Source organism: Pseudomonas sp. PGPR N4, assembly GCF_059693665.1.
This window is the reverse complement of sequence record NZ_JCAUKV010000001.1, coordinates 2,081,368-2,103,152: the sequence shown is the minus strand read 5'-3', so window position 1 is coordinate 2,103,152 and position 21,785 is coordinate 2,081,368. Positions and strand designations below refer to the sequence as shown.

24 protein-coding genes and 1 riboswitch are annotated in these 21,785 nt (G+C 63.7%); of the genes, 18 read left to right on the top strand and 6 right to left on the bottom strand.

All coding sequences use genetic code 11. The features are described 5' to 3' along the window. Positions 1 to 118 precede the first annotated feature (118 nt). Both mazG and AC58X1_RS09450 read left to right on the top strand, forming a co-directional pair. Positions 119 to 952 carry a nucleoside triphosphate pyrophosphohydrolase gene (gene mazG / locus AC58X1_RS09455; protein ID WP_101321748.1) on the top strand — a complete coding sequence of 278 codons (834 nt, stop codon included), beginning with the start codon at positions 119 to 121 and terminating at the stop codon, positions 950 to 952. A gap of 26 nt (positions 953 to 978) precedes the next feature. Next, positions 979 to 1,518: a DUF2058 domain-containing protein gene (locus AC58X1_RS09450; protein ID WP_101321747.1), complete on the top strand. Its 540-nt coding sequence runs from the start codon at positions 979 to 981 to the stop codon at positions 1,516 to 1,518. A 104-nt stretch (positions 1,519 to 1,622) separates the two neighbouring features. Here AC58X1_RS09450 and AC58X1_RS09445 read toward each other — a convergent pair whose 3' ends face one another. Further along, a complete protein-coding gene (locus tag AC58X1_RS09445) occupies positions 1,623 to 1,802 on the bottom strand; it encodes a hypothetical protein (protein WP_101321746.1) in 180 nt (59 codons plus the stop codon). 450 nt (positions 1,803 to 2,252) lie between these two features. On the opposite strand from AC58X1_RS09445, the gene AC58X1_RS09440 reads away from it, so the two are divergent. Then, positions 2,253 to 2,453, top strand: a complete 201-nt coding sequence (locus AC58X1_RS09440) for a hypothetical protein (protein ID WP_497428736.1) — start codon at positions 2,253 to 2,255, stop codon at positions 2,451 to 2,453. 428 nt (positions 2,454 to 2,881) lie between these two features. Here AC58X1_RS09440 and AC58X1_RS09435 read toward each other — a convergent pair whose 3' ends face one another. From AC58X1_RS09435 to purM, 3 genes are read right to left on the bottom strand one after another with little or no spacing between them, the layout of a single operon-like run. Further along, positions 2,882 to 3,592 (bottom strand): DUF3108 domain-containing protein, encoded by a 711-nt coding sequence (locus AC58X1_RS09435; protein ID WP_101321744.1) that lies wholly within the window; start codon positions 3,590 to 3,592, stop codon positions 2,882 to 2,884. Positions 3,593 to 3,600: 8 nt separating this feature from the next. Beyond that, positions 3,601 to 4,251, bottom strand: a complete 651-nt coding sequence (purN, locus tag AC58X1_RS09430) for a phosphoribosylglycinamide formyltransferase (RefSeq protein WP_101321743.1) — start codon at positions 4,249 to 4,251, stop codon at positions 3,601 to 3,603. Next, on the bottom strand, positions 4,251 to 5,309 hold the full coding sequence (gene purM, locus AC58X1_RS09425; RefSeq protein WP_101321742.1) for a phosphoribosylformylglycinamidine cyclo-ligase: 1,059 nt from the start codon (positions 5,307 to 5,309) through the stop codon (positions 4,251 to 4,253). Before purM ends, purN begins: the two co-directional genes overlap by 1 nt. Positions 5,310 to 5,645: 336 nt before the next feature. Here purM and AC58X1_RS09420 point away from each other — a divergent pair, with 336 nt between their 5' ends. From AC58X1_RS09420 to AC58X1_RS09400, 5 genes are all read left to right on the top strand, one after another. After that, positions 5,646 to 6,701 carry a DUF2066 domain-containing protein gene (locus tag AC58X1_RS09420; protein ID WP_497428735.1) on the top strand — a complete coding sequence of 352 codons (1,056 nt, stop codon included), beginning with the start codon at positions 5,646 to 5,648 and terminating at the stop codon, positions 6,699 to 6,701. Between the two features lie 17 nt (positions 6,702 to 6,718). After that, positions 6,719 to 7,792, top strand: coding sequence for an AI-2E family transporter (locus AC58X1_RS09415; RefSeq protein WP_497428790.1), 1,074 nt, complete (start codon positions 6,719 to 6,721; stop codon positions 7,790 to 7,792). A 156-nt stretch (positions 7,793 to 7,948) separates the two neighbouring features. Beyond that, positions 7,949 to 8,653: a DnaA regulatory inactivator Hda gene (hda, locus tag AC58X1_RS09410; protein ID WP_101321740.1), complete on the top strand. Its 705-nt coding sequence runs from the start codon at positions 7,949 to 7,951 to the stop codon at positions 8,651 to 8,653. Positions 8,654 to 8,780: 127 nt separating this feature from the next. Beyond that, positions 8,781 to 9,416, top strand: coding sequence for a C40 family peptidase (locus AC58X1_RS09405; RefSeq protein ID WP_101321739.1), 636 nt, complete (start codon positions 8,781 to 8,783; stop codon positions 9,414 to 9,416). Between the two features lie 134 nt (positions 9,417 to 9,550). Then, entirely contained in the window at positions 9,551 to 10,087 is a 537-nt protein-coding gene (locus AC58X1_RS09400) for a C40 family peptidase (protein WP_181108265.1), read from the top strand. Between the two features lie 448 nt (positions 10,088 to 10,535). Here AC58X1_RS09400 and AC58X1_RS09395 read toward each other — a convergent pair whose 3' ends face one another. Beyond that, complete coding sequence (locus AC58X1_RS09395) at positions 10,536 to 11,855, bottom strand: PQQ-dependent sugar dehydrogenase (protein ID WP_497428734.1); 1,320 nt, start codon at positions 11,853 to 11,855, stop codon at positions 10,536 to 10,538. A gap of 81 nt (positions 11,856 to 11,936) precedes the next feature. Continuing rightward, positions 11,937 to 12,515 carry a hypothetical protein gene (locus AC58X1_RS09390; RefSeq protein WP_150572520.1) on the bottom strand — a complete coding sequence of 193 codons (579 nt, stop codon included), beginning with the start codon at positions 12,513 to 12,515 and terminating at the stop codon, positions 11,937 to 11,939. A 150-nt stretch (positions 12,516 to 12,665) separates the two neighbouring features. Then, a riboswitch (cobalamin riboswitch) is annotated at positions 12,666 to 12,818 on the top strand. Positions 12,819 to 12,937: 119 nt separating this feature from the next. Here AC58X1_RS09390 and cobO point away from each other — a divergent pair. From cobO to AC58X1_RS09340, 10 genes are read left to right on the top strand one after another with little or no spacing between them, the layout of a single operon-like run. Next, positions 12,938 to 13,549, top strand: coding sequence for a cob(I)yrinic acid a,c-diamide adenosyltransferase (gene cobO, locus AC58X1_RS09385; protein WP_101321735.1), 612 nt, complete (start codon positions 12,938 to 12,940; stop codon positions 13,547 to 13,549). Next, positions 13,546 to 14,841: a cobyrinic acid a,c-diamide synthase CobB gene (locus AC58X1_RS09380; RefSeq protein ID WP_497428733.1), complete on the top strand. Its 1,296-nt coding sequence runs from the start codon at positions 13,546 to 13,548 to the stop codon at positions 14,839 to 14,841. Before cobO ends, AC58X1_RS09380 begins: the two co-directional genes overlap by 4 nt. After that, entirely contained in the window at positions 14,838 to 15,488 is a 651-nt protein-coding gene (gene bluB / locus AC58X1_RS09375) for a 5,6-dimethylbenzimidazole synthase (RefSeq protein WP_101321733.1), read from the top strand. Before AC58X1_RS09380 ends, bluB begins: the two co-directional genes overlap by 4 nt. Next, the gene (cbiB, locus tag AC58X1_RS09370) at positions 15,485 to 16,393 is read left to right on the top strand and encodes an adenosylcobinamide-phosphate synthase CbiB (RefSeq protein WP_101321732.1); all 909 of its coding nucleotides are present in this window, start codon (positions 15,485 to 15,487) and stop codon (positions 16,391 to 16,393) included. The genes bluB and cbiB overlap by 4 nt, the downstream gene beginning before the upstream one ends. Next, positions 16,386 to 17,378 (top strand): threonine-phosphate decarboxylase CobD, encoded by a 993-nt coding sequence (gene cobD, locus AC58X1_RS09365; protein WP_497428732.1) that lies wholly within the window; start codon positions 16,386 to 16,388, stop codon positions 17,376 to 17,378. The genes cbiB and cobD overlap by 8 nt, the downstream gene beginning before the upstream one ends. Further along, on the top strand, positions 17,375 to 18,838 hold the full coding sequence (locus AC58X1_RS09360; RefSeq protein WP_150572523.1) for a cobyric acid synthase: 1,464 nt from the start codon (positions 17,375 to 17,377) through the stop codon (positions 18,836 to 18,838). Before cobD ends, AC58X1_RS09360 begins: the two co-directional genes overlap by 4 nt. Next, positions 18,831 to 19,352, top strand: a complete 522-nt coding sequence (gene cobU / locus AC58X1_RS09355) for a bifunctional adenosylcobinamide kinase/adenosylcobinamide-phosphate guanylyltransferase (RefSeq protein WP_150572524.1) — start codon at positions 18,831 to 18,833, stop codon at positions 19,350 to 19,352. The genes AC58X1_RS09360 and cobU overlap by 8 nt, the downstream gene beginning before the upstream one ends. Next, the gene (cobT, locus tag AC58X1_RS09350) at positions 19,349 to 20,404 is read left to right on the top strand and encodes a nicotinate-nucleotide--dimethylbenzimidazole phosphoribosyltransferase (RefSeq protein WP_497428731.1); all 1,056 of its coding nucleotides are present in this window, start codon (positions 19,349 to 19,351) and stop codon (positions 20,402 to 20,404) included. The genes cobU and cobT overlap by 4 nt, the downstream gene beginning before the upstream one ends. Continuing rightward, a complete protein-coding gene (cobC, locus tag AC58X1_RS09345) occupies positions 20,401 to 20,967 on the top strand; it encodes an alpha-ribazole phosphatase family protein (protein ID WP_259078918.1) in 567 nt (188 codons plus the stop codon). The genes cobT and cobC overlap by 4 nt, the downstream gene beginning before the upstream one ends. 1 nt (position 20,968) lies before the next feature. Beyond that, complete coding sequence (locus tag AC58X1_RS09340) at positions 20,969 to 21,709, top strand: adenosylcobinamide-GDP ribazoletransferase (RefSeq protein ID WP_150572526.1); 741 nt, start codon at positions 20,969 to 20,971, stop codon at positions 21,707 to 21,709. Positions 21,710 to 21,785: the final 76 nt, after the last annotated feature.

Genomic DNA, 21,785 nt, shown 5'->3' with positions numbered 1-21,785 from the left:
CTTTCGCGGCGGTCCGGCGTCCCGGTGATCCCGCTCCCACAGGTCGATCAGGGCCCCTGGGAGTGGGTTTACCGGGACGCCGGACCGCCGCGGAAAGAGCCCAACCGAAGGACCTGCCATGACTTACACCCTTGAAGACCTGCTGCACCTCATGGCCCGTCTGCGTGACCCGCAGCATGGCTGCCCATGGGACTTGAAGCAGGACTACGCAAGCATCGTCCAACACACCATCGAAGAAGCCTACGAGGTGGCCGACACCATCGAGCGGGGCGATTTCGCCCACCTGCAAGGTGAACTCGGCGACCTGCTGTTCCAGGTGGTTTACTACAGCCAGCTGGCCCGCGAAGAAGGCCGTTTCGAGTTTGCCGGCGTGGTCGACGGCATCACCCGCAAGCTGATCCGCCGCCACCCGCATGTGTTCCCCACCGGCGAGCTGTACGCGCCGCTGGACACGCCGAGCCTGAGCGAAGCCCAGGTCAAGTCGCGCTGGGAAGAGATCAAGGCCCAGGAGCGCGCCGAACACAGCGTGCCCGAGCAGTTGTCATTGCTTGACGACGTTCCCGCAGCCTTGCCGGCCTTGTCACGCGCCGCCAAGCTGCAAAAGCGCACGGCCACGGTCGGCTTCGACTGGCCCGACCCGCTGCCGGTGCTGGACAAGGTCCGTGAAGAGCTGGATGAAGTGCTGCAGGCCATGGCGGATAATGATGCCGATGCATTGGAAGACGAGATCGGTGACCTGCTGTTTGCCACGGTCAACCTCGCCCGCCATCTCAAGCAAGACCCGGAAAACGCCCTGCGTCGCGCCAATCGCAAGTTCGAGCGGCGTTTTCGCTTCATCGAACAGGCCTTGCGCGACAGCGGCAAGCCTATCGAATCCTGTAACCTTGATGAATTGGACGCCCTTTGGGGTGAAGCCAAACGCCAAGAAAAGAACCTGCCCAGCTGCGGCTGAGCTGTTGCATAAGTGAGTGAACATCCATGAGCCTTTCCCTTCGCGACCAATTGCTCAAGGCCGGTCTGGTTAACCAGAAGCAGGTCCAGCAGACCAACAAAGCAGAAAAGAAACAGAAGCGCCTGGAACAAAAAGGCCAGGTCGAGGTGGACGACACCCAGCAGCGTCTGGCCAAAGAGGCCATGGCGGAAAAAGCCAAGCGTGACCAGGAACTGAATCGCCAGCAGCAGGAGAAGGCCGAGCAGAAGGCCCGGGCGGCGCAGGTCAAGCAGTTGATCGAGGCGACCCGCCTGCCCAAGTTGACCACCGAGGATTACTACAACTTCGTTGACGACAAGAAGGTCAAGCGGATTGCGGTGAACGCGCTGATGCGCAGCAAACTGAGCAATGGCTCGTTGGCTGTAGTGGCGTTGGGTGGGGGTTACGAGGTGATTCCGCGGGAGGCGGCGGTGAAGATTCAGGAGCGTGATCCTGGGCGGATTCTGTTGCTCAACACGCATGTCGAGGAGGCCGATGAGGATGATCCGTATGCGGCTTACAAGATTCCTGATGATTTGATGTGGTAACGCCCGTCACGGGTGGTGTATTTAGTTACAAAGGGCTGCTTGGCAGCCCTTTTTCATGCGGCGCCTGGTGGGGAAACTGCCAGGCGCGTTGATCGATACAGGGGTTATTGCTGGCGCTGGTTCTCGAGGGTTTCGAGTTCGGCGCGGTATTGCTGGGCTTCGTGTTCCTGGTGGAACATGCCCACCAGTTCGCCTTGCTGGTGGACGTCCCAGATCCGCACACCGGCGGCCAGGCCTTCATGGGACATTTTCGATTCGTCGCGTTCGGTTACTTGGACTGTCATCGTTGAAAACTCCACTTTGAGTTGGCTGCGGCAGAGTGTCGCAGGACTTAGTTATAGGGTTTATTAGCAGGCTAAGTAAATAAACTCGGCATGAAGGATTTTTCATCGACCTAGGATCGTGCGCTTTCTGAGCAGCCTTGCCGGGCGCAGGGCCGGACGGAAGCGGCTACGCAGCGCCCTTGGCTATTTCTGAACTGCTCACTGTTGCTGTGGGCAGCGCTGGCTTTGGTTCTTGTGCGGCGGGATCAGGCGTCCGGCTGGGCAGCCCTTTGCCTTGGGTAGCGAACTTTCCTACACCCTTATCAGAAACCGTCCAGGCCCCTGAAAAGCGTCAGCTCGGTATGGTTGGCAGGCAACAAAAGCCGTGAAAAAACGCGGCCCGCCCCCCGCCCCGTCGGCAACTCATCGACCCTATCGGCGACGCTTGCAGACGCTGAAAAGGACGCCACCATGATCAGCATGGACAAGCTCTTCGCTATTAATCAGGCTGCCTGCGAGGCCCTCAGCGTACCGTTAGCCGCAGGCCCTGCAGTCAGCTGCATCCGCAGCTTCACCATTCTGCCACCGCGCTACGCCGCCGTCGGCGGCAACTCCGGCTTGCGCGAGCGCCTGCCGCAATCTTTCGTCATTCTTCGCGGATCATCAAGTTAGGCCTTGTTCTTATCTCGCCCGCCTTCCTCATCCTCGGCCTAAGCCACTGGCTAAGCCTGCTACTGTGCTGGAAACCGCGCTGGCCAAAAATCATCCGCGAAGCAGGGCTACCCGGAAAACCCATCCCGCCGCTGACCACTTTGGCCGACAGACCGCCTCATATCCAGGAACGCCTGCGTGAGAACGCCCATCTTTGGGCCATCCGCCCGGGCCAGCGGCCGGCGAAAAAACCACGCGTTGCCCGTAGGCCAGCGAAAGCCGACAACCGATGCACTACAGCTGAGGAGTCTTTCACCGATGAGCTCCATCGTTCTGATGGACACTCTCGGTAAGCCCCCAGGTCCAGCGCAAACGCACTCATATTCAACCCATAAAAAACCCCACATCAAAGTGGGGTCCTTTCACAGCGGATTCAGCTCAAGACAAAATCAATTGCCTTTCACCGACCGCCCATCAACCGTACCATCCTGCAGCACGATCACGTATTCCTTGCCATCAGTCTCAACCTGACGCAACTGCACCAGCAGATAATCCCAATCCTTGGCGAACCAAAGCTCGGTAATCCGCTTGCTCTGGCTAGGATCACGCACGCGCTCGACCTTGATCGCATCGACCTGCCCAGTCTTGGTAGTCACCTTCTCAGTGCCCAAAACCCGGAAGTCATAGGTATCGATCTCATCGCCATCGACGACCTGATACGACACACTCTTCTTGCCCGCCGCCACGTCATGCTGCAGTGCCAGCTGATACGAAGACTTGTCCAGCACGCCACGATTCAACGGCAGACTCACCGCATCACCACGGTCGCTACCGGTGACTTTCTTGCTCGCCCAGTCAAAGTCGAGGTCGACTTTCTTTGCCTTGCCCAGGCCACCGCGTTCGAAGTGGTAGGTCTGCGGCAACAACGCATCCTTGTCCACCCGCACGGTACTTTGCTCGGTCAAGCTGGCAATCATCATCGAAGCCTTGAAGTTCAGGCTCCAGGTCCCGTTGGCATTCTTCACCAGGCTACGCTCGGCGGTGCCGCTCATGGGCAGCTGCTTCCAGTCGGCGGTGTAGCTGGCCGAGAAGGGCTTCAGATCAGCTGCCTGAAGAGGCAGGGCAAGCACGGCGAGAGCCATCAGCAGGGCGCGACGCATAAAATCTCCTAGGGACGAATCAAGTGACCGCTGGCCGCCAGCGGCTGGCCATCCAGTAACGCACCGTGCTCGCCCAGACGCAAGCGTCCTTCGGCGAACCAGCGCACCGCCAGCGGGTAGATCTGGTGTTCCTGGTGGTGAACCCGGGCTGCCAGGCTTTGCACGGTGTCATCTGCTGCCACCGCAACCACTGCCTGTACGACCAGAGGCCCGCCATCGAGTTCCTCGGTGACAAAGTGCACGCTGCAACCGTGCTCGCCATCACCCGCTTCCAGGGCGCGCTGGTGGGTATGCAGGCCTTTGTACTTGGGCAGCAACGAAGGGTGGATATTCAGCAGGCGGCCTTGATAGTGACGCACGAAACCGCCGCTGAGGATGCGCATGAAACCGGCGAGCACCACCAGGTCCGGGGTGAAGCCGTCGATCAGCGCCATCAGCGCTGTATCGAATGCCTCACGACCGGTGAAACCCTGATGCTCCAGCACCGCAGTCGCGATGCCGGCCGCTTTGGCCCGTTCCAGGCCATAGGCATCGGCGCGGTTGGAGATCACTGCGCAGATGCGCACCGGACCGTCTGGCTTACAGCTGTCGAGCAGCGCCTGCAGGTTGCTGCCGGAACCCGACAGCAACACCACAACATTACAGGTCTTGCCCGGCATCAGTGCGCCTTGAGGTTCTGCAGGTCGACCTGAGGTGCGCCTTCGGCGGCATCGGCGATCTGACCGATCACCCATGGCTGCTCACCGGCTGCACGCAACACGTTGAGGGCGTTTTCGACCTGGTCCTGACCAACGCAGATGACCATGCCCACGCCGCAGTTCAGGACGCGGTGCATTTCGTGCTCGTCGACGTTGCCTTTTTCCTGGAGGAAATCGAACACTACCGGACGCTGCCAGCTGGCCACGTCGATGATCGCCTGGGCGTTTTTCGGCAGGACGCGCGGGATGTTGTCGAGCAGGCCACCACCGGTGATGTGGGCCATGGCCTTGACGGCGCCAGTGTCCTTGATCAGCTTGAGCAGCGGCTTGACGTAGATGCGCGTTGGCGCCATCAGCAGGTCGGCCAGCGGCTTGCCGTCGAGCTGGGTGCTCTCGATGTCGGTCGCGGAGACTTCGAGGATCTTGCGGATCAGCGAGTAGCCGTTGGAGTGCGGGCCGGACGAAGGCAGGGCGATCAAGGCGTCACCGCTGGCGACTTTCGAGCCATCGATGATCTCGGCTTTTTCGACCACACCGACGCAGAAGCCGGCCAGATCGTAGTCTTCACCTTCGTACATGCCAGGCATCTCGGCGGTTTCACCACCGACCAGCGAGCAGCCAGCCAGCTCGCAACCGGCACCAATACCCGTTACCACGGTCGCTGCAACGTCAACGTTGAGCTTGCCGGTGGCGTAGTAGTCGAGGAAGAACAGCGGCTCGGCGCCGCAGACGATCAGGTCGTTGACGCACATGGCGACCAGGTCCTGGCCGATGCTGTCGTGGCGGTTCAGGTTCAGTGCCAGGCGCAGCTTGGTGCCGACGCCGTCGGTGCCGGAGACCAGCACCGGCTGTTTGTAGCCGGCCGGGATCTCGCAGAGGGCGCCAAAGCCGCCCAGGCCACCCATGACCTCAGGGCGTGCGGTGCGCTTGGCCACGCCCTTGATGCGTTCGACCAGTGCTTCGCCGGCGTCGATGTCTACACCGGCGTCTTTGTAGCTCAGGGAGGGTTGCTTGCTCATTGATCCAGGCCTTTAGAGGTAGGGATACGGAAAAACGACCGCGACGGCCAAGGCCGGCTGTTGCAGCGGCGGCTGCCTGTTCGTCACTGGTCTGCGAAGGCGCGCGATTTTATCAGGGTTGCCGGGCAGCGGCCATCCTCAGGCCGACGGGCAGGGCGGTAAATGTTTAAAAACATCCTTTCATGGGCCGCGACTGGTTGCCTGACCGGTCGCTGTATAAGGTATAGGTATGGCGCGGGGACAAAATTGCCGGCGGACGGAGCGATCGACAGGCGCTGCGGTCACAGCCAGCAGGTACAGGCTCCGCGCCCTCGTTCATCTGGACAGGAATCCTCCATGCGTCTTCTCAATTACCTGGCTGCCGGTTGCCTCGCCTTGCTGGCCAGTGCGGCCCAAGCCGAAAGTGTTGCCGGGCTTTATCAAGTACGTGAAACGGTCGAAGGCCAGGGCAGCGAGGCCCGCTCCCAGGCCACAGCACGTGCGCTCGACACGTTGATCCTGCGTCTGACCGGCGATCCGAAGGCGCCGCAGTCGCCAGCCCTGGCCGCGCTGCGCAAGGACCCGCAACAGATCATCAATCAAGTTGGCAACGAGGCCGGCCCGCCCGAGAGCGTGCTGGTCGAGTTTGACGCAGGCAGTACCGAGCGTGCCTTGCGTCAGGCTGGCCTGGCCTTGTGGGGCAGCAATCGGCCGTCGATCCTCAGCTGGTGGTTGAACGACAGCGTCGACGGCAGCAGCCTGGTCGGCGATGGCCAGAGCGCCGCTGAGCCGCTACGCCGCGCTGCGCAACATCGCGGCCTGCCGCTGCGCTTGCCGTTGGCCGACCTGCAGGAGCAACTGGTCGCCAATGCCAAGCAGCTGGAAGGCAAGGATCCGAGCGCGCTGCGCGAAGCTTCCGAGCGTTACGCTGCCGATGCGCTGTTGGCCGTGCACGCTCGTGAAGCCGACGGCAAGTGGCAGGGCAAATGGCAGCTGTGGCTGGGTGACCAACGTGAGCAAGGCGATGCCGAAGGCGCTGATCAGGCTGCCTTGGCCGACGCGGTGATGCTGGCGGTGAGTACTCGTCTGGCGCCGCGCTATGTTACTCGACCGGGTGCCAGCAGCGAGCTGCTGGTGCAGGTACAAGGCATGAACCTCAAACGTTATGCAGAGCTCAGCCGCGTGCTCGAACCCTACGGTCCGCGCCTGCAACTGGCCGATGGCGACAAGCTGACCTATCAGGTCAGCGGCAACCGCGAGCAACTGCGCGCCCAGCTGGGCCTGGCCAAACTCCGTGAACTGCCAGCCGAACCGGCCGCCGCCGCACCTGCAGCCCCTGTTACAAATGAACCAGCCGGGGCTGCGCAAGCTCCGGCAGCAAAACCTTTCGATGGCTTGCGCTTTGCCTGGTAAGAGAAAACATGAACATGATGACTGATCAGCGTCGCTGGGTATGGCTGGGCGTGGCCCTAGTAGTGGCGGTACTGCTGTATAGCCTGCACAACATCTTGTCGCCGTTTCTGGTCGGCATCCTTCTGGCGTATCTGGCTGACCCGTTGGTCGACCGCCTGGAGCGGGCGGGTCTGTCTCGCACTTGGGGCGTAGTGGTGGTGTTCGCCTTGTTCACGCTGATCTTCATGGCCTTGCTGCTAGTGCTGATCCCGATGCTGGCCAAGCAGCTGGTACGCCTGTATGAGCTGACGCCGCAGATGCTCGACTGGCTGCAGCATGTGGCACTGCCGTGGGTGCAAAGCCGCCTGGGCCTGGCCGATGGTTTCTGGAAGTTCGACAAGATCAAGGCCGCCATCAGCGAGCATATGGGCCAGACCACCGACATTGTCAGTGCGGTACTGAGTCAGGCCACGGCGTCGAGCCTGGCCCTTCTTGCATGGCTGGCGAACCTGGTGCTGATCCCGGTAGTGGGCTTTTACCTGCTGCGTGACTGGGACCTGATGATGGCCAAAGTGCGCAGCCTGCTGCCGCGTCAGCGCGAGGCACAGATCGTCGAGCTGGCAGGTGAATGCCACGAAGTGCTAGGTGCATTTGTTCGTGGGCAGTTGCTGGTGATGCTGGCGCTGGGGGTGATCTATGCCAGTGGCCTGATGCTGGTCGGCCTGGAGCTTGGCTTGTTGATCGGCCTGCTGGCCGGCCTTGCTGCGATCGTGCCTTATATGGGCTTTATTATCGGCATTGGCGCGGCGTTGATTGCCGGGCTGTTCCAGTTCGGCGGTGATCTCTATCCGATGCTGGGTATCGTTGCTGTGTTCATGGTCGGCCAAGCGCTTGAGGGCATGGTCCTGACTCCGCTGCTGGTAGGCGACCGGATTGGCCTGCACCCGGTGGCGGTGATCTTTGCCATCCTCGCCGGCGGTGAGCTGTTTGGCTTCACCGGTGTCCTGCTGGCCTTGCCGGTAGCCGCGGTGATCATGGTGCTGCTGCGCCATGCCCACGAGATGTACAAGGAGTCGGACCTGTACGGCGGCGAAGAAGACCCTCAGCTTTAACGCGGGGGAGGGGGCTGCGAGTACAGCCCCGCTTCGGTGCAAGCCCTTGATTTTACTTGCCCTCTCGCCGGCCCTGATTGTGCCGCCCGCGCTGCAGGTATAGACTTTGCAGACTTTCCTCCAAGGCCCCGTGGTCCTCGTGACCGTCAGCCCAGCATGAAACCGATCCAGTTGCCCCTGGGTGTGCGTCTGCGAGATGACGCCACCTTCATCAACTACTATCCGGGCGCCAATGCCGCAGCACTGGGCTATGTCGAGCGCTTGTGCGAAGCCGACGCCGGCTGGACCGAGAGCCTCATCTACCTATGGGGCAAGCAGGGTGTGGGTCGCACCCACCTGTTGCAGGCTGCCACCCAGCGTTTCCAGCAGCGCGGAGAGCTGGCGGTCTACCTGCCCCTGGCGCAGTTGCTCGATCGCGGTATCGAGCTGCTCGATCACCTCGAACAGTACGAGCTGGTGTGCATCGACGATCTGCATGTGATCGCTGGTAAAGCCGACTGGGAAGAGGCCATGTTCCATCTGTTCAACCGCCTGCGCGACAGCGGCCGACGCTTGCTGCTGGCCGCATCCAGTTCGCCGCGCGAATTGCCGATCAAGCTTGCCGACCTCAAGTCGCGCCTGACCCTGGCGCTGATCTTCCAGATGCGCGGGCTGTCCGATGAAGACAAGCTGCGCGCCCTGCAACTGCGTGCCTCGCGCCGCGGTTTGCACCTGACCGACGAGGTCGGCCATTTCATCCTCACCCGCGGCGCGCGCAGCATGAGTGCGTTGTTCGATCTGCTCGAGCGGCTTGATCAGGCCTCGCTGCAGGCTCAGCGCAAGCTGACCATCCCTTTTCTGAAAGAAACGCTGGGCTGGTAAAGCCCTGAAACCAGCGGGCTACAGCGTAAAAACGGAAAAGTCACATTTTTTTCGATAAAATTTGCAAATGACCCTGATAGAAGGCATAGTCGCAGCCTCCTTTAGAACTAAAGACACGGTCGTGCACATGCTCAAGCACTTCGCACCCCTCGTGCCACTCGCACTTGTGACCCTGCTTTTTGGCTGCGCGGCGCATAGCCCGGTTTCCCAGCCCCAGGATCACCCACAGGTTGCCGCACATTCTGCGGACCTGATCAAACCTTCCGCTTCTTCGGTCTTCGGCGAAGAGCCAATGGCTACCGACGAAGACCTCGAGGCGTTCTCCAGCAGCAAACCTTACCAGTTGCCAGTCCTTGCCGACAGCATCCTGGAGCGCGGCATGGCCTTGATCGGCACCCGCTATCGCTTTGGCGGCACTTCGGAGAAGTCCGGTTTCGATTGCAGCGGTTTCATCGGTTATCTGTTCCGCGAAGAGGCTGGCATGAACCTGCCACGCTCGACCCGCGAGATGATCAACGTCGATGCACCGAAAGTAGCCCGCAACAAGCTCAAGCCAGGCGACCTGCTGTTCTTCAGCACTAACGGCCGCGGTCGCGTAAGCCATGCCGGCATCTACCTGGGTGACAATCAGTTCATCCACTCGAGCAGCCGTCGCAGCGGTGGTGTGCGTATCGATAATCTCCAGGATCGTTACTGGAGCAAGACCTTCATCGAGGCCAAGCGCGCCCTGGCCATGGCGCCAACGATGATCTCGCGTAACTGATAGCCAGTTGCTATATTCGCACGGCGGCGATGCTTAAAAAGCTCGCCGCCGTGCGCATTTACAGAAAGCGTCTAATCTAATTTCTCAACTCTTTTCGACTGCGGTCGATCGGCCTCTTACAGGAAGTTTCAGCCATGGTGACAGTGGCGCGCTTCGCATTTCTTTCGCTGGTGGCGATGCTCGCTGCCTGCTCCAGCCGTGCTCCGGCACCGGCACCTGTGGTTCAGCCACAAATCACCTTCAATCAACAACCCAGCTCTTCGCCGGTTGCGGCGGATGTGTTGTTCCGGGCTATCGGGTTGGTTGGCACGCCTTATCGCTGGGGCGGCAATACGCCGGATTCGGGGTTTGATTGCAGTGGGCTGATTGGCTATGTGTACCGGGATGCTGCTGGTATCAGCTTGCCGCGGTCGACTCGCGAGATGATTGTGATGCGGGCGCCTAGCATTGATGTCAATTCGCTGCAGTCGGGGGATTTGGTGTTCTTTGCTACCGGGGGCGGCTCGCAGGTTAGCCATGCCGGGATCTATGTCGGGGAAGGGCGCTTTGTGCATGCGCCGCGGACTGGCGGGACTGTGCGGTTGGATTATCTGAGTAATAGCTATTGGGCCAAGGCGTATTTGCAGGCCAAGCGAGTATTGCCGGCTGGGCATTTGGCGCAGAATCCCTGAATTAGCGATCTACGCGTCCCTGTGGGAGCGGCCGTTAGCCGCGAAGGGCTGCGTAGCGGCCCCGGTGATCTCTGGTCGTTCACTGGTGCTGCGTGCTTATCCATTCTCTGTGGTGGCCTTGCGGGCCCCTTTCGCCCTTACGGCGAGTCACTTTTTTGGCAAACGCCCCAAAAAAGTAACCAAAAAAATGCTGGGCTCCACATCCGGCCCCTTCGCTACGCTGCGGGGTTCCCTCGCTCCGGTCTTGCTCCCGGGAGGACCGCGCTGTACGGGCCATCCTGGCCCGCAGCGCTTGCCGGCCATCCATGGCCGGCACCTCCCTTCGCAAGACCTGCGCTCGGCCTCCTGAGTCGCCGGTGGATCAAGATCAAAAGCAGATCAAGAGCACGCCTCGCTTCGCTGGCGCAGATCAAGAGCGAAAGTCAAAAGCCGGGGCTGCTCAGCGCTCTCATTGCTTTGCTGCGCTCACACGCCAAATCACATTGCCCACATCATCGGCTACCAGCACGCCCTCGCGCTGATCGCTGACCACGCCAACCGGTCGGCCCATTGCCTCACCTTGTTCACTCAAGAAACCGCTCAGTAGGTCCAGCGCCTGGCCTGCTGGCTTGCCGTCCGCATCGAACGGCACAAAGATCACTTTGTAACCACTGTGTGGCTTGCGGTTCCACGAGCCGTGTTGACCAATCAGCGCGCCACGGCCAAACGGTGCGGGCAACAAACCTGGCTCGATAAACGCCAGGCCAAGCGAAGCGGTATGTGGCCCCACGGCGTAATCCGGTACCAGCGCCTGGGCGACTTTGGCCGGGTCTTGTGGTTGCACCCGCACGTCCACGTGCTGCCCGTAGTAGCTGTACGGCCAGCCGTAGAAACCGCCATCCTTGACCGAGGTGATGTAGTCCGGGACCAGGTCGCTACCGATCTCGTCGCGCTCATTGACCGCCGTCCATAGCGCCCCCGATTGCGGCTGCCAGGCCAACCCATTCGGGTTGCGCAGCCCGGAGGCGAAGATGCGGTGGCTGCCGGTTGCGCGGTCCACTTCCCAGATCGCCGCGCGGCCTTGCTCTTGCTGCATGCCGTTCTCTGCCACGTTGCTGTTGGAGCCTACCGTGACGTACAGCTTGCGCCCGTCGGGGCTGGCGATCACGTTCTTGGTCCAGTGGTGATTGAGGGTGCCACCCGGCAGGTCGGTGACCTTCTGCCCGCGGCCGTCGATCTGCAACGCATCGGTCACGTAATCGAAGCGCAGCAGCTTGTCGGTGTCGGCGATGTACAGGTCCTTGCCTACCAGCACCATGCCGAAGGGCGAGTTGAGCCCTTCGATAAAGCGGCTGCGGGTTTCGGCGACGCCGTCATGGTCGCGGTCGCGCAGCAGGGTGATGCGATTGGCGGTGGGGACGCCGGCACCGGCCATGGACATGGCTCGTTTCATGAACCAGCCGCGCAGGCCTTTGCCGTCGTCCGGCTTGGCCGGTGCGTTGGTTTCGGCGACCAGCACGTCGCCATTGGGCAGCACATACAGCCAGCGCGGATGGTCGAGATGGTCGGCAAATAGCGCAACCTGAGTGCCGGCCGCTGCAACCGGTTTGCCACCCTGCGGCCAGCCGACCGCCGGCGCGACGTTGACGGTTGGCAACAGGGTTTTGTTTGGCGCCGGTAACTGCGGTGTGGGGCCGATGCCATCGTCGACTCTGAGGCTGGCGGTCTCGCCGCAGCCGCCGAGGCCTGCGAGCAAGGCGAGCACAACGGCACTGCGCATTCTGTCCATGGGCGGGCTCTCGACAAGGGCTATGGCATACAGAACCATAGGCGCCGGGCGAGGTTCAACCCGGCGCGGCGCAGGGCTGCTTCACGCTTGCTTGAACAGCAATGCAACACCAGGGAAATACTGGCCGAGCTCGTTGTGCAGCTTGCGATAGGCGTACGGGAAGTACCAGGCCACGGCGCAGGTGGTGTGCTTTTGCAGGTCATCGACCAGGTCCTGGAGTTCTTCCGGGCTGGCGTGCTGGCCGGCTTTCCACGGGCTGACGAACAGCGCCCCGGCTTTGAGCTGGCTGGCATAGGCAATCGGCTTGGCGGCGCTGGTGGTTTCTTGCAGGGCGGCGGTCAGGTCGAGCCGGGCGATGCGCGGCCAGCGCTGGCTGGCGTGCAGGTGGATCGACTCCTCGGCGGTGCTGATGGCCAGGTCACAACGGCCTTCGCGCTCGCCTTCTTCGCGTTGCTTGCTGCTGGCAAACTGGGTCAGGGCGACCAGCTCGGCTTGCCAGGCAGCCGCAGCCAGCAGGCCGACGTTGGCCGCTGCGCCATGCCAGTAAGGCGCGTCGCTGGCATGGTTGAGTTCGGCGAAGCGATCGATGCAGTCGACCCAGCGCTCCAGGGCAGGACGCAAAAACTCCAGGCGCGGGTTGTTGATGATCAGACCTTGCATGCTGCGCACTCCTTATTGTGATTATCGCGGTCAGCTACAGTGATGGCGATATGATATCAATGCTAGCAGTCTGCGCTGTACTGTCGAATCGGCCATTGATCCAGGCCAAACCGGCCTTGTTTCATTGACGCTCCCGGTGCAACCCTCTAACCTTCGCGGCGTGTTTCAGGTGCCCTGCGGACTGCGGTCTGGCGGGGTGAAACTGGGAAGCCGGTACCAGTCCGGCGCTGCCCCCGCAACGGTAGGTGAGCCGCGTACGTAGCGCTCACGAGCCCGGAGACCGGCCTGTTACTGCCAACGGCATCACGGAGGGTGATGCACAGTTCACTGTGGTTTGCGCCACGGCGCCTGCGCGTTCTCCGTTTGCCTGCCTTTCGATCTGTCGCCGCCCGGTGCGCGCGCAGGCACTTGCGGAGAACCTTATGAGCGACAACCCCGAACGCGACGAACGCCACCTGGCGCGCATGCAGCGCAAAAAGGCGATCATCGACGAGCGCATCGCCAACTCTCCCAATCAATGCGGCCTGCTGCTGGTGCTGACCGGTAATGGCAAGGGCAAAAGCAGCTCGGCTTTCGGCATGCTCGCCCGCGCGCTGGGCCATGACATGCAGTGCGGCGTGGTGCAGTTCATCAAGGGTCGCAACAGCACCGGCGAGGAGCTGTTCTTCCGCCGTTTCCCCGAGCAGGTGCGCTACCACGTGATGGGCGAGGGCTTTACCTGGGAAACCCAGGACCGCCAGCGCGACATCGCCGCGGCAGAAGCCGCCTGGGCGGTATCGCGGCAAATGCTGCAGGACCCGTCGATTCATTTCGTTGTGCTGGATGAGCTGAACATCGCCCTCAAGCATGGTTATCTCGACCTGGACCAGGTGCTCAGTGACATTCAGGCTCGTCCGCCAATGCAGCACGTGATCGTCACCGGCCGCGGCGCCAAACCGGAAATGGTCGAACTGGCCGACACCGTCACCGAAATGGGCATGCTCAAGCACGCCTTCCAGGCCGGTATCCGCGCGCAGAAGGGCGTGGAACTATGAGTGACCCGCGCCAGTGCCCGGCGGTGCTGATCGCAGCGCCCGCTTCCGGGCAGGGCAAGACCACCGTGACCGCAGCCCTGGCGCGCCTGCACCGCAACCTCGGGCGCAAGGTGCGGGTGTTCAAGTGCGGTCCGGACTTTCTCGACCCAATGATTCTGGAGCGGGCCAGCGGCGCGCCGGTGTACCAGCTCGACCTGTGGATGATCGGCGCGCAAGAGAGCCGGCGACTGCTCTGGGAAGCTGCCGCCGAGGCCGACCTGATCCTCATCGAAGGGGTCATGGGCTTGTTCGATGGCACTCCGTCCAGCGCTGATCTGGCGCGCCATTTCGGCGTGCCGGTGCTGGCGGTGATCGACGGTACCGCCATGGCCCAGACCTTTGGTGCGCTGGCCCTGGGCCTGGCACGCTACCAGGCCGATCTGCCGTTCGCCGGGGTGCTGGCCAACCGGGTTGGCAGCCTGCGCCACGCGCAACTACTTGAAGGCAGCCTGACCGAAGGCCTGCGCTGGTACGGCGGGCTGTCGCGCGAGCGCGGCATCGAGCTGCCCAGTCGCCACCTGGGCCTGGTGCAAGCCAGCGAACTGAACGACCTTGACCAGCGCCTCGACGCTGCCGCCGAGGCCCTGGCTGGCAGCTGCGATGCAGCGCTGCCGCCAGCGGTGAGCTTCGATGGCCCCGCTTTGCCAGCACCGTTGCCCTCGCTGGCTGGGGTGCGCATTGGCGTAGCGCAGGACGAAGCGTTTGCCTTCATCTATGGCGCCAACCTCGACCTGCTGCGGGCCATGGGCGCGCAGCTGGAATTTTTCTCGCCGCTGCACGACAGCGAGGTGCCGCAGGTCGACAGCCTCTATCTGCCAGGCGGCTACCCCGAATTGCACCACCATGCGCTGGCCGCCAATACGCCGATGCTGGACGCGATTCGCGCTCACCACAGTGCAGGCAAGCCGCTTTTGGCCGAGTGCGGCGGCATGCTCTACCTGCTTGAAAACCTGACCGATGTTGCCGGTGAGCGCGCCGCGCTGGTTGGTTTGTTGACTGGCGAGGCGGTGATGCAGAAGCGCCTGGCAGCACTGGCCCTGCAAGCGGTGGAACTGCCCGAAGGCACCCTGCGTGGGCACACCTATCACCACTCGTTGACCACCAGCGAGCTGGAGCCAATCGCCCGTGGCCTCAGCCCCAACGGCGGCCGCGGCAACGAGGCGGTGTACCGCCTGGGCCGGCTGACGGCCTCATACGTGCACTTCTATTTCCCCTCTGACCCCCACGCGGCGGCGGCGCTGTTGCGACCATGAGCGAGCATGCCTTCTCCGATGCCGAACGCGCCGCGGTGTACCGGGCGATCGGCGAGCGCCGCGACATGCGCCACTTTGCCGGTGGCGAAGTAGCGCCGCAGGTGCTTACACGCCTGCTGACGGCCGCGCATCAGGCCCCCAGTGTTGGCCTGATGCAACCGTGGCGGTTTATCCGCATCAGCCAGCGCGACTTGCGCGGACGCATCCAGACACTGGTCGAGCAGGAGCGGGTGCGCACCGCCGAAGCCCTTGGCGAGCGCTCCGACGAATTCATGCAGCTCAAGGTCGAAGGCATCAACGACTGCGCCGAGCTCTGGGTGGCAGCGCTGATGGACAAGCGCGAAGCGCACATTTTCGGCCGCCGCACCTTGCCGGAAATGGACCTGGCCTCGCTCGCCTGCGCGATCCAGAACCTCTGGCTGGCCGCGCGCGCCGAAGGCCTGGGCATGGGCTGGGTATCGTTGTTCGACCCGCAGGCACTGGCCGAGCTGCTGGCCATGCCAGCCGATGCCAAGCCGGTGGCGGTGCTCTGCCTGGGCCCGGTCGAGGCGTTTTACCCAGCACCGATGCTGGCCCTGGAAAACTGGGCCGAACAACAGCCACTGAGCGCCATGCTCTACGAAAACCAATGGGGAGAACGCGCATGAGCGTGGCCTTGCTGACCGTCGCCGGTGTTGCCCTCGACGCGCTGCTGGGTGAGCCGAAACGGCGCCACCCGCTGGTTGCTTTCGGCAATTTTGCCGCACGCCTGGAGCAGCGCCTGAATGCGGGTGGTCGCGGCTGGCGCAGCCATGGCGTCAGCGCCTGGTTTCTGGCCGTGGTGCCGTTGACCTTGCTGGCACTGTTGCTGTCCTGGCTGCCGCTGATCGGCTGGCTGGTCGATGTGCTGGCGCTGTACTGTGCGTTGGGGCTGCGTAGCCTCGGTGAGCACGTAATGCCGGTGGCTGACGCACTGCGCCGCGGTGATCTGGCCGAAGCCCGGCGTCGGGTCGGCTACCTGGTCAGCCGCGAGACCGCTGAACTGGACGAAACTGCCGTCGCCCGCGCTGCCAGCGAATCAGTCCTGGAGAACGGCAGCGATGCAGTGTTTGCTGCTTTGTTCTGGTTCATCATCGCCGGTGCGCCCGGGGTGGTGCTGTACCGGCTGAGCAATACGCTCGATGCCATGTGGGGCTATCGCAACGAACGCTTCGAGCGCTTCGGCTGGGCGGCGGCGCGCATCGACGACGTCCTCAACTACATTCCTGCAAGGCTGGTCGCCCTGACTTACGCGCTGCTCGGCAAGACCCGCCTGGCGCTGACCTGCTGGCGGCGTCAGGCGCCACTGTGGGACAGCCCCAACGCAGGCCCGGTGATGGCCAGCGGTGCCGGTGCGCTCGGCGTCGAGCTGGGTGGGCCTGCGGTTTATCACGGCGAGCTGCACGAGCGGCCGCAGTTGGGCGAGGGGCCACCGGCCGATGCCGACGCCATCGAGCGCGGCTGGAGCCTGGTGCAACGCGGCGTCTGGTTGTGGCTGCTGCTGATCTGTCTGGGAGCGTATCTGAATGCTTGAACATGGCGGCCGCCTGCAACGCGCAGTGCGTGAGTACGGGATTGCCCGCGAGCAGTGGCTGGACCTGTCCAGCGGTATTGCCCCATGGCCCTTCGCAATCCCGGCGATTGCGCAGGCTGCCTGGGCGCGCTTGCCGGAGAGCGAAGATGGTCTGGAGCAAGCTGCGCGTCACTACTACGGCGCCACGCAGCTGCTGCCTGTGGCAGGCTCGCAGGCCGCCATTCAAGCCTTGCCACACCTGCGCGCGGCGGGCCGGGTAGGGGTGCTGACGCCGTGCTATGCCGAACATCCCTACGCCTGGCAGCGTGCCGGGCATCAACTGATCGAGCTGGCCGAGGATGATGTCGAGCAGGTGCTGGATAGCCTCGACGTGCTTGTTGTGGTCAACCCCAACAACCCCAGCGGCCGGCTGTTCACGCGCGAGCAGTTGCTTGCCTGGCATGCACGGCTGGCTCGGCGTGGTGCTTGGCTGGTGATCGATGAGGCGTTCATCGATACCAGCCCAGCCCAAAGCGTGGTCGACTGTGCCGAGCGAGCGGGGCTGATCGTGCTGCGTTCGTTCGGCAAATTCTTTGGCCTGGCCGGTGTGCGGCTGGGGTTTGCCATGGCCGAACCAAGCCTGTTGGCCCGCCTGGCCGAACTGCTCGGGCCGTGGACCGTGCCGGGGCCGACCCGCGTGCTGGGTCAGGCCTGCCTCAACGACAGCGCTGCGCAATTGGCCCAGACTGTCCGCTGCGCGCAGGCCAGCCAGCGCCTGGCGGCTTTGCTGGACGACGCAGGCCTGGCGCCGACCGGCGGCTGCGAGCTGTTCCAGTACCTGCGTTTTGAACAAGCCCGTCATCTGCATGCATTTCTCGCCCGCCGCGGCATCCTCGTGCGCCTGTTCGAGCACCCCGCAGCGCTGCGCTTCGGCCTGCCCGCCTGCGCGGCAGAAGAGCAGCGCCTGGCCCAGGCGCTGGCTGACTATGAAAAGGAATCGGCATGACCACGCTCATGGTGCAAGGCACCACCTCCGACGCCGGCAAGAGCACCCTGGTGACTGCCTTGTGCCGTTGGCTGCTGCGCCAGGGCGTTGCCGTGGTGCCATTCAAACCGCAGAACATGGCGCTCAACAGTGCCGTCACTGCCGACGGCGGCGAAATCGGTCGCGCCCAGGCTGTGCAGGCGCAAGCGTGCCGGCTGGCACCGCACACCGACATGAACCCGGTGCTGCTCAAGCCCAACAGTGACACCGGTGCCCAGGTGATCATCCATGGCCGCGCCGTGACCAGCATGAATGCGGTCGCCTATCACGACTATAAGGCCATCGCCATGCAGGCCGTGCTGGCCTCGCACCAACGCCTGCAAGCGGCATATCCGGTGGTGATGGTCGAAGGCGCCGGCTCGCCGGCCGAGATCAACCTGCGTGCTGGCGACATTGCCAACATGGGCTTTGCCGAGGCGGTCGACTGCCCGGTGATTCTGGTGGCTGATATCAATCGTGGTGGCGTGTTCGCCCATCTGGTCGGCACCCTCGAGCTGCTTTCGGCCAGCGAGCAGGCGCGGGTCAAAGGTTTTGTCATCAATCGTTTTCGTGGCGACATCGCTTTGCTCCAGCCGGGCCTCGACTGGCTCGAGCAGCGCACCGGCAAACCGGTGCTGGGCGTGCTGCCGTACGTTACCGATCTGCACCTGGAGGCCGAGGACGCCATCGATGCGCGCCAGCCGGCCAAGGCCGAGCAGGTGCTCAAGGTGATCGTGCCGGTGCTGCCGCGGATCAGCAACCACACCGATTTCGACCCGCTGCGCCTGCATCCGCAGGTCGATCTGCAGTTCATCGGGCCCGGCCAGCCGATCCCGCCGGCCGACCTGATCATCCTGCCCGGCTCCAAGAGCGTGCGCGCCGACCTCGCGCAATTGCGCGAGCGTGGCTGGGCCACGGCCATCGAGCGTCACCTGCGCTACGGCGGCAAGCTGATCGGCATTTGTGGCGGTTTGCAGATGCTCGGCCATGAAGTGCGCGATCCGCTCGGGCTGGAGGGCCCCGCAGGCACCAGCCCGGGTCTGGGCCTGCTCGACTACGTCACCGAACTTGCAGCCGACAAACAACTACGCAATGTTGCCGGCAGCCTGCTGCTGGAGCAGTCACCGGTGGCCGGCTACGAGATCCACGCTGGCGTCACCCAGGGCGCGGCGCTGGAGCGGCCTGCGGTGGTCTTGGCCGACGGCCGCTGCGACGGCGCGATCAGCGCTGACGGGCAGATCCTCGCGACCTATCTGCACGGCCTGTTCGAAGGCAGCCAGTCCTGCGCGGCGCTGCTGCGCTGGGCGGGCCTGGAAGCCGTGCAGAGCATCGACTATGAAGCACTGCGCGAGCGCGATATCGAGCGCTTGGCTGACCTGATCGAAAAGCACCTGGACACTGACCAATTGCGCCAACTGTGTGGAGTCGCCGGCCATGCATAGTCTGATTCTGGGTGGTGCCCGCTCGGGCAAGAGCCGCCTGGCCGAGCAACTGGCAGACAGCTGCGGACTGCCGGTGACTTACATCGCCACCAGCCAGCCTCTCGATGGCGAAATGAACGAGCGCGTGCAGTTGCATCGCCAGCGCCGTCCGGCACATTGGGGCCTGATCGAAGAGCCCGTGCAGCTCGCCGCTGTGCTGCGCGCCGAAGCCGCTGAAGGCCGCTGCCTGCTGGTCGACTGCCTGACCCTGTGGCTGACCAACCTGCTCATGCTCGACGACCCCGAGCGCCTCGCTGCTGAACGCGATGCGCTGCTCGAGTGCCTGCCGGGATTGCCGGGCACGCTGATTCTGGTCAGCAACGAAAGCGGCCTGGGCGTGGTGCCCATGGGCGAACTGACCCGCCGCTACGTCGACCTGGCCGGCCTGTTGCACCAGGCGGTGGCCGAGCGCTGCCAGCGCGTGGTGCTGACGGTCGCCGGCCTCCCTCTCATGCTTAAAGGACCTGCTCTATGAACCCTTTCTGGTGGCGTGATGCCTGCCAAGCTGTTGATCACGCTGCCATCGAACGGGCCCGTGCGCGTCAGCAGCAATTGACCAAACCGGCCGGCTCACTCGGTCAGCTGGAAACCCTTACGCTGACCCTGGCCGGCCTGCAGGGCCGCGAGCGGCCAAGCCTGGAGCAGGTCGCCATCAGCATTTTTGCCGGTGACCATGGCGTGGTCGCGGAGGGCATCTCGGCCTACCCGCAGGCCGTGACCGGGCAGATGCTGCGTAACTTTGTCGGCGGCGGTGCGGCGATCAGCGTGCTGGCGCGGCAATTGGGTGCGAGCCTTGAGGTGGTCGACCTCGGTACCATCGAGCCGAGCCTGCAGCTGCCAGGTGTACGCCACCTGCAACTGGGGACCGGTACCGCCAACTTCGCTCAGCAGCCAGCGATGACCGACGCGCAATTGCAGGCTGCCCTGCAGGCCGGCCGCGACAGCGCCCAGCGTGCTGCCGAGCAGGGTACTCAACTGTTTATTGGCGGTGAGATGGGCATCGGCAACACCACCGCTGCGGCGGCCCTGGCCAGCGTGCTGCTGGCTTGCCCAGCGCGTGAACTGAGTGGCCCGGGCACTGGCCTGGACAGTGTCGGTGTGCAACACAAGGCCGCCGTGATCGAGCGCGCGCTGAAGCTGCATGGCCTGCAGGCAGATGACCCGCTGCGGGCGCTGGCCTGTGTCGGCGGCTTTGAAATTGCCGCGCTGGTGGGGGCTTATCTGGGCTGTGCCCAGCAGGGTGTTGCAGTTCTGGTCGACGGCTTTATCTGCAGCGTCGCGGCGCTGGTCGCCGTGCGCCTCAATCCGCAGTGCCGGCCTTGGCTGTTGTTTGCCCATCAAGGCGCCGAGCCGGGCCATCAGGTGCTGCTCGAGGCGCTGCAGGCCGAGCCGTTGCTCGCCCTCGGCCTGCGTCTGGGCGAGGGCAGTGGCGCAGCTCTGGCGGTGCCGCTGCTGCGGCTGGCCTGCGCGCTGCACGGGCAAATGGCGACCTTTGCCGAAGCGGCAGTCGCGGATCGCCCGGCATGATCATCGACCTGCTGCGCCATGGCGAAACCGAACTGGGCGGCGGCCTGCGTGGCAGCCTGGATGACGCCCTGACGGCCAAGGGGTGGGCGCAGATGCGTACGGCAGTGGAGCAGACCGCTCCGTGGCAGGCGCTGATCACCTCGCCATTGCAGCGCTGTGCACTGTTTGCCGACGAGCTGGGGCAGCAACTGGCGCTGCCGGTGCAGCGCGAAGCGGATATCCGTGAACTGCACTTCGGTGATTGGGAAGGGCGCACAGCGCTGCAGATCATGCAGGACCAGGCCGATCAGCTCGGCCAGTTCTGGGCCGATCCTTACGCCTACACGCCGCCCGGCGGCGAGCCGGTGGCCGCCTTCGCTGAACGGGTGCTGACGGCCATCGACCGCCTTGCGCTCGAATATGCCGGGCGGCATGTATTGCTGGTGACCCACGGCGGTGTGATGCGCCTGCTGCTGGCGCGGGCGCGAGGCTTGCCGCGTGAGCAGTTGCTGCAGGTCGAGGTCGGCCACGGTGCGCGGGCGCGCCTGCAGTGGCAGGCCGGCATCCTTCACGAGGTGCTCTGAGATGCTGCCCTGGTGGATCGCCCTGCAGTTTCTAAGCAGCCTGCCCGTGACCTTGGCAGGCATGCCCGAGCCGCGTCAGATGGGCCGCTCGTTGCTGTTCTATCCACTGGTGGGCTTGCTGTTTGGCGTGCTGCTGTGGCTGGCCAGCTACCTCTTGCAAGGCACCGCCGCGCCGTTGCAGGCGGCCCTGCTGCTGACACTGTGGGTACTGCTCAGCGGGGCGCTGCACCTGGATGGACTGGCCGACAGCGCCGATGCCTGGCTGGGCGGCTTCGGTGATCGTGAACGCACGCTGCTGATCATGAAAGACCCGCGCAGCGGGCCAATTGCAGTGGTCACCCTGATGCTGGTGCTGCTGCTCAAATTCTGCGCGCTGTGGGTGTTGCTCGAGCGCGATGCGGGGGCTTGGCTGCTGCTGGCGCCTGTAGTTGGACGGGCGGCGATGCTTGGGTTGTTCCTGAGTACTCCGTATGTTCGCGCAGGTGGCCTGGGGCAAGCCCTGGCAGAGCACTTGCCGCGTCGCGCCGGCAACGGAGTCCTGCTCGCCACCGTGCTGGGTTGCGTCTTGCTCGGCGGCTGGACTGCGCTGTGCACAGGGCTGCTGGCGTTGCTGGTGTTTATCGGCCTGCGCCGTGCGATGTGCCGTCGGCTGGGTGGTACCACCGGCGATACCGCCGGTGCCGTACTGGAATTGCTGGAGCTGACAGTGGTGCTGAGCCTGGCCTTGATGCCACTGGCCTGAGTCATATGCGCTCGGTAAATGTTTGGAAATATCGTGCAATTTGCGGCAATCGTTCGTTAGATGCCGCTGGGCAGGG